The 11,345-nt window shown below is 72.3% G+C and carries 11 protein-coding genes; 6 read left to right on the top strand and 5 right to left on the bottom strand.

What is annotated here, in order from left to right; all coding sequences use genetic code 11:
- Positions 1-23 precede the first annotated feature (23 nt).
- Positions 24-644, top strand: coding sequence for a TetR/AcrR family transcriptional regulator (locus ACZ7BZ_RS24615; protein ID WP_470360169.1), 621 nt, complete (start codon positions 24-26; stop codon positions 642-644).
- Here ACZ7BZ_RS24615 and ACZ7BZ_RS24610 read toward each other — a convergent pair.
- A complete protein-coding gene (locus ACZ7BZ_RS24610) occupies positions 641-1,627 on the bottom strand; it encodes a LysR substrate-binding domain-containing protein (protein ID WP_470360168.1) in 987 nt (328 codons plus the stop codon). The two genes, ACZ7BZ_RS24615 and ACZ7BZ_RS24610, sit on opposite strands and share 4 nt — an antisense overlap.
- A 193-nt stretch (positions 1,628-1,820) precedes the next feature.
- Here ACZ7BZ_RS24610 and ACZ7BZ_RS24605 point away from each other — a divergent pair, with 193 nt between their 5' ends.
- The 5 genes from ACZ7BZ_RS24605 to ACZ7BZ_RS24585 all read left to right on the top strand — a co-directional run bounded on the left by ACZ7BZ_RS24605 (position 1,821) and on the right by ACZ7BZ_RS24585 (position 5,408).
- On the top strand, positions 1,821-2,372 hold the full coding sequence (locus ACZ7BZ_RS24605) for a peroxiredoxin (RefSeq protein WP_380453857.1): 552 nt from the start codon (positions 1,821-1,823) through the stop codon (positions 2,370-2,372).
- Between the two features lie 3 nt (positions 2,373-2,375).
- Positions 2,376-2,918 (top strand): alkyl hydroperoxide reductase, encoded by a 543-nt coding sequence (locus tag ACZ7BZ_RS24600; RefSeq protein ID WP_380453855.1) that lies wholly within the window; start codon positions 2,376-2,378, stop codon positions 2,916-2,918.
- A 134-nt stretch (positions 2,919-3,052) separates the two neighbouring features.
- A complete protein-coding gene (locus tag ACZ7BZ_RS24595) occupies positions 3,053-3,394 on the top strand; it encodes a WXG100 family type VII secretion target (protein WP_470360167.1) in 342 nt (113 codons plus the stop codon).
- Between the two features lie 12 nt (positions 3,395-3,406).
- Positions 3,407-5,020: an alpha/beta hydrolase gene (locus ACZ7BZ_RS24590; RefSeq protein ID WP_470360166.1), complete on the top strand. Its 1,614-nt coding sequence runs from the start codon at positions 3,407-3,409 to the stop codon at positions 5,018-5,020.
- Positions 5,007-5,408, top strand: a complete 402-nt coding sequence (locus ACZ7BZ_RS24585; RefSeq protein ID WP_470360165.1) for a hypothetical protein — start codon at positions 5,007-5,009, stop codon at positions 5,406-5,408. Before ACZ7BZ_RS24590 ends, ACZ7BZ_RS24585 begins: the two co-directional genes overlap by 14 nt.
- A gap of 11 nt (positions 5,409-5,419) precedes the next feature.
- Here the strand turns inward: ACZ7BZ_RS24585 and ACZ7BZ_RS24580 are convergent, their stop codons facing one another.
- The 4 genes from ACZ7BZ_RS24580 to ACZ7BZ_RS24565 form a co-directional block, all read right to left on the bottom strand.
- Entirely contained in the window at positions 5,420-6,916 is a 1,497-nt protein-coding gene (locus ACZ7BZ_RS24580; protein ID WP_470360164.1) for an AI-2E family transporter, read from the bottom strand.
- Positions 6,917-7,431: 515 nt separating this feature from the next.
- Positions 7,432-8,154: an aggregation-promoting factor C-terminal-like domain-containing protein gene (locus ACZ7BZ_RS24575; protein WP_380453845.1), complete on the bottom strand. Its 723-nt coding sequence runs from the start codon at positions 8,152-8,154 to the stop codon at positions 7,432-7,434.
- 451 nt (positions 8,155-8,605) lie between these two features.
- Positions 8,606-9,940: a PhoH family protein gene (locus tag ACZ7BZ_RS24570; protein ID WP_380453843.1), complete on the bottom strand. Its 1,335-nt coding sequence runs from the start codon at positions 9,938-9,940 to the stop codon at positions 8,606-8,608.
- A 335-nt stretch (positions 9,941-10,275) separates the two neighbouring features.
- Positions 10,276-11,070: an isoprenyl transferase gene (locus ACZ7BZ_RS24565; protein ID WP_380453841.1), complete on the bottom strand. Its 795-nt coding sequence runs from the start codon at positions 11,068-11,070 to the stop codon at positions 10,276-10,278.
- Positions 11,071-11,345 lie beyond the last annotated feature (275 nt).

The raw sequence follows: 11,345 nt of genomic DNA, 5'->3' as shown, positions 1-11,345 counted from the left end.
GACCATGGCGCTACCCTGGCTGGATGGCTCATGTCCCCGCCTCCGAACGCCGACCCCAGCTGGTCCGGGCCGCGATCGACCTGATGACCCGGGAGGGCGTCGCGGCCGGCAGCACACGCGCGATCGCGGCCGAGCTGGGCGTCGCCCAGGCGACGGTGCACTACACCTTCGGCACCAAGAAGGACCTCTACCGGGCCGTCGTCGAGGAGGTGGCCGCCCAGTTCATCGACAAGGTGCGCGCCGCCTCCCCCGGTGACGGCCCGTTCGGCGAACAGGTCCGCACCCTGGTGCACGCGCTCTGGGACGCCGCCACCGGCGAGGAGGGGCGCTGCGTCCTGCTCAGCGAGTTCGAGACGCTGGCGATGCGCGACCCGGACGTGCGGGAGATCATGCTCGGGCTGCAGCTCGCCATGGAGGGCACCGCCACCGAGATGCTCACCGCCCTCGCCACCGCCCACGGACTCACCCTGGCGCTGCCCGCCGACCGGATCGCCGCCCACTTCCTCACCGGCTTCGACGGGCTGACCGCCCGCCAGCTGATCCGGCGCCACCCGGACGGACAGCCTGACCCGGGGACCCTGGCGGCACTGGACCTGCTGGTGGCGACCACGGTCGGGCTCTGCCTCGGCGCCCCGGCGGCCTAGACCCCTTCCCCTCCCCCGTCTCCCCCGTCTCCCCCGTCGACGATCCGGACCGGCAGTTCGGCCAGCACCTCGCGCAGCGCCGCACCGAAGCGCTCGTACTCGGCGCTGCGGGCCGAACCCGGCCGGGTGGCCAGCCCGATCCGGCGGCCGGGCGCCGGGGCGGCGAAGCGGACGGCGGCCAGCCGGTCGGTGCGCCCGGCCTCGACGTCCAGCGCGGTGGCCGGCAGCAGCGTCACCCCGAGGCCCCCGGCGACGAGTTGGACCAAGGTGGACAGGCCCGCCGCACGGGTGGTGGAGCCGGCCGGGTCGGCGCCGACCTCGCGGCAGATGTCGAGGGCCTGGTCGCGCAGGCAGTGGCCCTCCTCCAGCAGCAGCACGTCCAGGTCGAGCAGCACGTCGCGCGGGACGTCGATCCGCCCGGCGAGCGGGTGCTCGGGCGGGGTGACCAGCACGAAGTCCTCGTCGAACAGCGGGATGTCCCGGGTCGGCGAGGAGCCGCCGGCCGGGAGCGCGAGCAGCAGGACGTCCAGCCGCCCGGCGGCCAGCCCCTCCAGCAGCGAGGGGGTGCGCTCCTCGTGGACGTGCAGCTCCAGCTCCGGGAAGCGGTCGCGGACCAGCCGCAGCACGGTGGGCAGCAGGTACGGTGCGACGGTCGGGATCACCCCGAGGTGCAGCGGTCCGGTGAACGGACGGCGGGCGGCCTCGACCTCCTCGGTGAGGGCCTGCAGCGAGGCGAGCACCCGGCGCGCGTGCCCGTGCACACGCTCCCCCAGGGGAGTGACGATCACCTTCCGCGTCGTACGCTCGACGAGCTGGGCGCCCAGCGACTCCTCCAGCGCCGCGACCGCCCCGGACAGCGCCGGCTGGCTGGTCCCGGTCGCGGCGGCGGCCTCCCGGAAGTGCCGGTGCTCGGCCACCGCGACGAAGGCCCTGAGCTGGGCGACCGTCGGGGTGCGCGGACTGCGCGCTGTGGCGCTCCCCACAGTCGGCTCGGGTTTGCCGGCGGCGGCCCTGCGTGGGCGGGGCCGGGACGTGGGCGGTTCGGTACTGATAACAATCTCCGATCAGGCACATCCATTGTAGCTATTTCCCTGATCAGTCCACGATGTGGAATTCTGGGTCGTGTCCGGAATCCGGACAAAACTCCCCGCAGTCTCATCTTCTGGAGAAGCGAACGTGCTCACGATCGGCGACAAGTTCCCCGAGTTCGACCTCAAGGCCTGCGTCGACCTGGACGCCGCGAACGCCTTCGCCGACATCGACCACAAGACCTACGAGGGCAAGTGGAAGATCGTCTTCTTCTGGCCGATGGACTTCACCTTCGTCTGCCCGACCGAGATCGCCGCGTTCGGCAAGCTGAACGACGAGTTCGCCGACCGTGACGCCCAGATCCTCGGCGTCTCCGGCGACTCCGAGTTCGTGCACCACGCCTGGCGCAAGGACCACAAGGACCTGCGCGACCTGCCCTTCCCGATGCTGGCCGACATCAAGCACGACCTGATGCGCGCCTGCGGCGTCGAGGGCGAGGACGGCACCGCCCAGCGCGCCGTGTTCATCGTCGACCCGAACAACGAGATCCAGTTCGTCATGGTCACCGCCGGCTCCGTCGGCCGTAACCCCAAGGAGGTCCTGCGGGTGCTGGACGCCCTGCAGACCGACGAGCTGTGCCCGTGCAACTGGACCAAGGGCGAGGACACCCTCGACGCCCAGGCCCTGCTGGCGGGCTGACCCATGGCCCTCGACGACCTGAAGGCCGCCCTCCCGGACTACGCCAAGGACCTCAAGCTCAACCTGGGCTCGGTCATCGGCAACTCCGACCTCCCCGCCCAGCAGCTCTGGGGCACCGTGCTGTCCTGCGCGATGGCCACCCGCAGCCCCGGTCTGCTGCGCGAGCTGGAGCCCGAGGCCAAGGCCAACCTCTCCCCGGAGGCGTACACCGCCGCCAAGGGCGCGGCCGCGATCATGGGGATGAACAACGTCTACTACCGGACGCTGCACCTGCTCTCCGACAAGGAGTACAGCACGATGCGGGCCGGTCTGCGGATGAACATCATCGGCACCCCGGGCGTCGAGAAGATCGACTTCGAGCTCTGGTGCTTCGCCGTGTCGGCCATCAACGGCTGCGGCCAGTGCCTCGACTCGCACGAGGCCGTCCTGCGCAAGGCCGGCGTCGAGCGCGAGGTCATCCAGGCCTCGATGAAGATCGCCGCCGTCCTGCAGGCCGTGGCCGGCGTCCTCGACTCCGAGGCCGCCCTCGCCGCCGTCAACGCCTGACGCAATCCGCACCACCTGACGGGCCCCTCCGCTCACCGGAGGGGCCCGTCGGCGTTTCCGGGGCCCCGGGGGGTCCAACTCGGCTACAGTGCAAGGCGATCCGTGCACGACATTCGGTCCGAGGGGGAACCGCAGTGTCCGAACATCCGGGCTTCCGGGTCGACACCGACCTGCTCCACCAGGCCGCCGGCAAGGCCGGTGAGACGGCCGCCCCGATCCCGGACCAGACCAAGGCCGTCCTCGACTCGTCCCACCGGAGCGTCGCCGGACTGCGCGGACTCCGGTGCGGCACCGCGCTCGACGGCTGCACCGACGCCTGGCACCAGCTCCTGAACGACCTTCACACCACGATGAGCCGCCACGGCCAGCACCTCGAAACGGCCGCCCGCCGCTACGGGGGCACCGACCACCGGACCGCCGGCGGCTTCGTCCCGACGGCGGCGCAACAGCAGAACTTCGTCCAGCACTTCGGATAAGGGGCCGACGGCATGGACCTGGCGACGCTGCGCGACACCGACTTCACCCTGCTCCACGGCACCGCCGACGCGTACGACAAGCTGCGCGGCGACTTCGGACACCACCTGGAGAACTGGCGCACCGGCGTCGACCAGCGCATCGCCGCCGCCGGCTGGACCGGCCCCGCCGCCGACGCGGCGACCCCCTCCCTCCGGCTCACCACCGGCGAGTTGAAGGCGGCCCAGACCGAGATCGGACAGATCGGCAAGGTCCTCCGGGCCGGCGCCGACGCCCTCGTCCTCGCCCAGTCGGCACTGCGCAAGGCCCTGGAGGACGTGAAGAGCGCCGACATGTCGGTCAACGAACACGGCGCCGTCGCCTGGGAGGCCGCCTCCTCCGCCGACCAGCACGACCCCGACTACCAGAAGACCCGCGACCGCACCGCCAAGGCCCTCACCGCCCGCATCACCACCGCCCTCACCGAGGCCGACACCATCGACCAGGCCCTCGCCACCCGGCTCCAGCACTACACCACCCGTGCCCACGACGGCACCGGCCTCGACCCGACCGCAGCCGCCCAGGACCGCCTCGACCCGGCCCTGGCACCGGTCAACCTGATGTTCGGCGCCGTTCCCGGCCCCGACGCGCCGCCGACCGAGGTCAACGCCTGGTGGAACAGCCTCCCCGCCGACCGACAGCAGTGGATCATCGCGGAGCACCCGGACCTCGTCGGCAACCGCGACGGGATCCCCGCCGTCGTCCGTGACAGGGCCAACCGGATCCTGCTGTACCGCTACATCGAGGAGTACGCACGGGACGGATCCCCGGCCACCGGGCACCGCTGGCAGAAGCTCGAAGGCTTCCGGAAGATCAGCGAGCGGCTGCTGAACTCCGCGGGGCAGGATCCCCCGGTGTTCCTGCTCGGCATCAGCGACCAGGGCCAGGGACGCGGCATCCTGTCGTTCGGCAACCCCGACACCGCCGACAACGTCACCTCACTGGTCGGCGGCCTGGGCACCGAACTCCAGCGCATCGGCGACGGCGACGCGAACCGGGCCAAAGCCGTGTACGAGGCCGCCAGGCGCGCCGACCCGACGCGGTCGACGGCGTCGATCGCCTGGCTGGGCTACGACGCCCCGCTCACCGCCCCGGAGACCCTCGACTTCAGCCGCGCCCAGAAGGGGGTCGACGCCTACCGCAGGTTCCTCGAAGGGCAACGCGTCACCCACCAGGGACCACCGGCCCATGTCACCGCGCAGGGGCACAGCTTCGGCTCGGTCCTGGTCGGCATGGCCGCGAAGAGGCCCACCGGGCTGGCCGCCGACGACATCATCCTGGTCGGCAGCCCCGGTACGGATGCGCTCCACGCCTCGGACTTCTCTGTCGGCGCCGACCACACCTACGTCGGCGCCGCCCAGTGGGACTACGTCTCGCAGGCCGGCTGGTACACCAGGGATCCGGCGCGGGCCGATTTCGGCGCCCAGCGCTTCGCGGTCGCGGACGGCTCGCCCAACGGCTCCGCGCACTCGTCCTACTGGGACGACCGGCCCGGCGAGGACCACACCTCGGTCGACAACATCGGCGAGATCGTCACCGGCCACGGTGACCGGATCACGAGGGAGGCCCCGCGCGGTGGCCGGCGGTAACCCGGATCCACGGCCGCCCCGCCCCTCGCTCGCCGAGGCGGCCCTGCGGCAGCCGCCGCTCCTGACCCCGTCCAGTTCCCTGTGGGCGCCCCTGGCCTGGACTTCATGGATCGTGACCGCCGTCTTCGCCCTGGGGTGGCTGTTCCTCGCCGTGATCCAGAACTCGTACCGGTCGATGAACGAGGGCTGGTCCCAGGCCCAGGCCGACCGGCTGATCTACCAGCCGATACTCGGACCGGCCGCCGCTGCCGTCCTGGTGCTGCTGGTCGTCCTGATCTCCCCGGCCCGGCGCTGGGGGCTCAGGGCGATGGTGGCTCTGGCCGGCCTGGGAGCGGTTCTCGGGTGGCTGAGCGAACTGGCCGACTGGCTCTTCCTGACCGCCTGGTGATCTCCGCGAGCCTAGTCCGCGGCCGGCGCCGGCTGAGCTGCCGCCGGCTGGGCGGCCGCGGTGCGTTCGGCGGCTTCGCGGGCGGCTTCGAGGGCGGTGAAGACGGCCTGGCCGGCCTCGTTGCGGCGGCGCAGGTGGGCGACCACGGTGTTGGTGACGGCGATCAGCGGGACGGCGACCACCGCGCCGCCGATGCCGCCGATGATGCCGCCGGCCGCGACGCCGAGGACCACGCCGAGGGGGTGGACCCGGACCGCCCGGCCGAGGATGAGCGGCTGGAGGATGTGGCTCTCCACCTGCATCACCGCGATCAGCACGACCAGCACCATCAGCGCCGTCCACGGCCCCTGGGTGACCAGTGCGATCAGGACGGCGACGGTGCCGGTGACCAGGGCGCCGACCAGTGGGACGAACGCGCCGAGGAAGATGATCACGGCCAGCGGCATGGCCAGCGGCACGCCGAGCAGGTCGATGCCGATGCCGATGCAGACGGCGTCGATGAAGGCCACGCAGACGGTGCCGCGCACGTACGCGGTGAGCGTCGTCCAGGCCTTCGGTCCGGCCCCCGCCATCGCGAAGCGGGACTGCCGGGGCAGGCCGCGCAGCGCCCAGTTCCAGATCTTGGCGCCGTCGTAGAGGAAGAAGAAGGTGGTGAAGAAGGTCATCAGCAGCGCGGTCAGGATCTCGACGGCGATCTGCGCGCCGGTGATCGAGGCCGAGGTGATCTGGTCGGTGTTGGTGGTGATGGCCTTGGTGATCTGGTTGGCGAAGTCGGTGATCTGCTGCTGGGTCAGGTGCAGCGGTCCGGTGACCATCCAGTCCCGCAGCTGGTTGACGCCGGTCTTCACCTGGCTGGTGACGTCGGGCAGGTTGGTGGACACCTGCCAGACCACGAACCAGCCGACCAGTCCGATCCCGGCGAGGCCGCTGAGGAACACCCCGCCGGCGGCGAGCGACCGCGGCACCCCGCGCCGGCGCAGCCAGGAGACCGAGGGCTCCAGCAGCGCGGTGATCAGCAGCGAGGCGAGCACCGAGAAGGCGACCAGCCGCAGCATGTCGACGACGTAGAAGAGGACGTAGAGCGCGGCGCCGAGCAGCAGCAGCCGCCAGGTCGACTCGGCGGCGACCCGCAGTCCCCAGGGCACCGCCTCGGCGGGGGTGGCGGGCCGGCCGGGGTGGTGCTCCCGGCCGAGTCCGGCGTGCGCGACGGGCGGCGCAACGGGCACGGACGGCGCTGCGGGCGCGGCCGCCGCGGCAGCCGACGCCGGGCTCGCCACCGCCTCGACGGGCGGGACCGAGGCCGGGGCCACGACTGGCGCCGGTGCGGGGGCCGGATCGGCGCGCGGCACCGGCACCGGGCCGGGCGCCTCGCCGACGGCGGGTGCGGGGAGTTCGTGCGGGTCGGCCGCCATCGCGGCGCGCCGGCGCCGTTCGATCACGGCGGCCGCGCTCGCCACCACGGCCATGCCCTTGGCCACGGCCGTGAAGGCCTTTCCGCCCCGCGCCATCCTCGCTACCACCGCTTCCCTGCCGGACCCGCCGAGTGCGGCGGTACGCCGTGGGTCCCGCCACGGCCGTCGGGGATGACGCTACCCGGCGGGGACGGGGCGGGTGCGATCGCCAGGAGGTTCGATGCGATCGGTTCATTCCATGAACTCGGACAAACCACCAGATTGGTGATGTTTTCACCGGCAGGCTGATGGGGAGGAGTCCGAACGGGACCGAACGGTCACCGGGAAGGACCAACCGCCGGCGGACCGGCCGGCGCGGGGAGCAACCAGGACCCCTCCCCGCGCCCCGCGTCCGCACCCAGGACCGCACCGCCCGTGGGCGCACTGGTCAGCGCAGCCCGGGCGGCGCGGCCCGCCCTTATCCGGCAGCCACCCCGGCCCGACGGTCCCCCGGTCCGCCCCCACCAGCACGGCAGCCGCCGGGGAATGCCGCGGCCCCCGGCCACTCGTCGAACGGGACGAGTGGCCGGGGGCCGTGTGGAGTGCGCCGCCCCACGGGGCGGCGGGCCCTCCTAGTACCAGCTGTGGGCCTGCCAGAACGACCAGGCGCCGCAGGGGCTGCCGTAGCGGCTGTTCATGTAGCCGACGCCCCACTTGATCTGGGTGGCCGGGTTGGTGCGCCAGTCGGCGCCGGCCGAGGCCATCTTGGAGCCGGGCAGGGCCTGGACGAGACCGTAGGCGCCGGAGCCGCTGTTGGTCGCGGTGTAGTCCCAGCCGCTCTCGCGCTTCACGATCTGGCTGAAGCACTGGAACTGGGCGTCGTTGCCGACGATCTGCCGGGCCATGTCCTGGACGGAGCCGGGGCTGACCGAGACCGGCGGGGCACTGTTGTCCACCGCGGACATCGCCGAACGCGCCTTGGAGCGGTTGGCGGCGGCATCGGCGGCGGCGCGCTGGTCGGCGGCGGCCTTGGCGGCCTTGTCCGCGTCGGCCTTGGCCTGGGCGTCCGCGGCGGCCTTCTGGCGCGCGGCCTCCTCGGCGGCCTTCTGCTCGGCGGCGGCCTTGGCCGCGGCGTCGGCGGAGGCCTGCTGGGCGGACGCCTGCTGACCGATGTTGTCACTGACGGCCTGCGCCTGGGAGCCGGAGGGGACTTCGGCAAGCAGGGTCGCACCGGCGATGTCGACCGTCTGCGTCGTCTTGCCCTCGCTGCCCGAGGCCATGCCCACGACGGCACCGACTGCGGTGACGGCGGTGGCGGAGGCCACAGCAACTCCCCGGACCGAGATCCGAGTCACATGGATTCCTTCCAGCATCGCCCACGCGTGACCGTGCGGACGCAACATGCCCCTTGGCACGGACCTCCGCAGGTGCTCTGGTCACGGGAGGTGCTGGCCCGGCGTCCGGTCGGGTTGAGGCGACCGGGCGTTGGAATCGGGCGGCGTACGGCTCATCGGTCTTCAATTGTGCGTCCACCGACCGGAGTTGGTGGACCTTCCGGGGCCGGACTCCCGGGGTCCGGAAGCCCTGCCGCGCCGTACGCGGGGCCTGACAGAACCCTCACCATGCCGCACCGGGCACTGTCGACGCAATTCCCGCCCGCGTGGCGCATGTCACATTCACCGTACGGGAGTTCCCCCGCACGGAAAGCACTCGATGTGATGAAAGGGACGGGGCCCGCTCCGCCAGGAACGGGCCCCGCACCGCGAGTTGACCCTATTGTCCTACTATGCCCGGATCAGGGGCGGTTCACGGGTTGATGTCCTCCAGCATCTCCGTGACCAGCGCCGCGATCGGCGACCGCTCCGAGCGGGTGAGGGTGATGTGGGCGAAGAGCGGATGACCCTTCAGCTTCTCCACCACCGCCACCACGCCGTCGTACCGGCCGACCCGGAGGTTGTCCCGCTGCGCCACGTCGTGGGTGAGCACCACCCGCGAGCCCTGGCCGATCCGGGACAGCACCGTCAGCAGGACGTTGCGCTCCAGCGACTGGGCCTCGTCCACGATCACGAAGGCGTCGTGCAGCGAGCGGCCCCGGATGTGGGTCAGCGGCAGGACCTCCAGCATCCCGCGGGCGATGACCTCCTCGATCACGTCCGGGGTGGTGACCGCCGAGAGGGTGTCGAAGACCGCCTGGGCCCAGGGGCCCATCTTCTCCGCCTCGCTGCCGGGCAGGTAGCCGAGCTCCTGGCCGCCGACCGCGTACAGCGGCCGGAAGACCATGACCTTGCGGTGCTGCCTCCGCTCCAGCACCGCCTCCAGCCCCGCGCACAGCGCCAGCGCCGACTTGCCGGTGCCGGCCCGACCGCCCATCGACACGATGCCGATGTCCGGGTCGAGCAGCAGGTCCAGCGCCACCCGCTGCTCGGCGCTGCGACCGCGAAGCCCGAACGCCTCGCGCTCGCCGCGCACCAGCCGGACCCGACCGTCGCCGGTGACCCGGCCGAGCGCCCGGCCGCGCTCCGAGGTGAGCACCAGACCGGTGTGCACCGGCAGTTCCTCGACCCCCTCGACGTCCACCGCCGCGTCGTGGCCGGCCGCGAAGAGCGCGTCGACCTGCTCGGCCGCGACGTGCAGTTCGGACATGCCCGTCCAGCCGGAGGTGATCGCGAGCTCGGCCCGGTACTCCTCGGCGAGCAGGCCCACCGAGCTGGCCTTGATCCGCAGCGGGAGGTCCTTGGAGACGACGGTGACGTCGTAGCCCTCGGCCTGCAGGTTGCGGGCTACCGCCAGGATCCGGGTGTCGGCCTCGCCGCCGCCGGCCCGGTAGCCGGCCGGCAGTATCGACACGTCGGAGTGGTTGAGCTCGACCCTGATCGTCCCGCCCAGCTCGCCGACCGGGATCGGCTCGTCGAGCCGGCCGTGGCGGACGCGGTAGTCGTCGAGCAGGCGCAGCGCCTGACGGGCGAAGTAGCCCAGCTCCGGATGGTGGCGCTTGGCCTCCAACTCGGTGACGACCACCACCGGGAGGACGACCTCGTGCTCCTCGAAGCGGGTCATGGCGAGAGGGTCCGCCAGGAGCACGCTGGTGTCGAGAACGTACGTGCGCCGGTCTGGTGTCCGGCGGCTCTTGGAACTGACCACTAGGCCTCCAGAGCGGATGACCCTGCGTCACCCGCGGCATGCCGGCCCCCGCTGCCCCGGTGGCCTCGGGACCGGACTGCTTGGAGTATTCCCAGGCGGGGAGCGGTGCATTCGCGTCCCCGGCGAACTGACGGATCATTGCCGGTGAACGTTTGGCCTCGCGCGGCGCCCGGGTACGCCAGGCCTACGGCGGTCATTCCGCCCGGAAGCCCGCAGACTCCGCCCGGGAGCGGCCGGGATCGGCCCGGGACCGGCAGGGCGGCGCCCCGGCCGGCGGGTGGGGCACCACCCGGTTCGGCCCCGGAGGGCCCGGGTGGGGCCAGGCGGGCGCCGGGTCAGAGGCCCATCCGCCGGTGCCGCTGCTCGAAGGCGCGCAGCGCGCGCAGGAAGTCGACCTTGCGGAAGGCCGGCCAGTACGCCTCGCAGAAGTAGAACTCGCTGTGCGCGCTCTGCCAGAGCAGGAATCCGGACAGCCGCTGTTCGCCCGAGGTGCGGATGATCAGGTCCGGGTCGGGCTGGTTGGCGGTGTAGAGGTGCTCGGAGATGTGCTCGACGGTCAGGATCTCGGCCAGTTCCTCGATCGAGGTGCCGCGCCCGGCGTGTTCCTGGAGCAGCGAGCGGACGGCGTCGGCGATCTCGTGCCGACCGCCGTAGCCGACCGCGACGTTGACGGTGATGCCGTCGATCGCGGAGGTCTCCTCGGCGGCGCGCTTGAGCACGTCGGCAGTGTGCTGCGGAAGCAGGTCCAGCGCGCCGACCGGGTTGACCCGCCAGCGGCGGGCGGCGGCCAGGCCGGTGACGGCGTCCTCGATGATGCCGAGCAGCGGGACGAGTTCGTCGGCCGGGCGGTCCAGGTTGTCGGTGGAGAGCATCCACAGGGTGACGACCTTGACGTGGGTCTCGTCGCACCAGCCGAGGAACTCGCTGATCTTGTCGGCGCCGCGCTGGTGGCCGTACACGGTGGAGCCGCCGGCGGCCTTGGCCCAGCGGCGGTTGCCGTCGAGGATCACGCCGATGTGGTGGGGGGTGCGGCCGAGGTGGACCTCGACCCGGCGACCGTACAGCCGGTACATCCCGCCCAGCAGGGTGCGCAGCCCCGGCGTCCGTTCGGCGACATCGCGCAGACCCATGGTTTCCCGGCCCCTCCGTACTCGTTCGGGCCGGTTCGTCCCCGGCCCCGGCGCAGCCTACTCCGGCGCGCAGGCGCGCGGTAAAGCCGCAGGTAGCGGTCTGGTCACGGTCCTGTACGAAGTCTGTCGCGGCGGGCGTGTCCGGGCCCGTGGGGTGGGTGCGGCGGGGCCCGCGGGGCGGTGCGGCCGTCGTGGACACGGAACGGTCTCCGAATCCTTAAGGGAGCCGTAAACCGGTTGTCGCGTCCTTGACGCCCGGCAATGGTCTAGTCCAG

It is taken from the genome of Kitasatospora sp. NPDC036934, from assembly GCF_055608425.1.
This window is presented reverse-complemented; position numbering and strand designations above follow the sequence as displayed.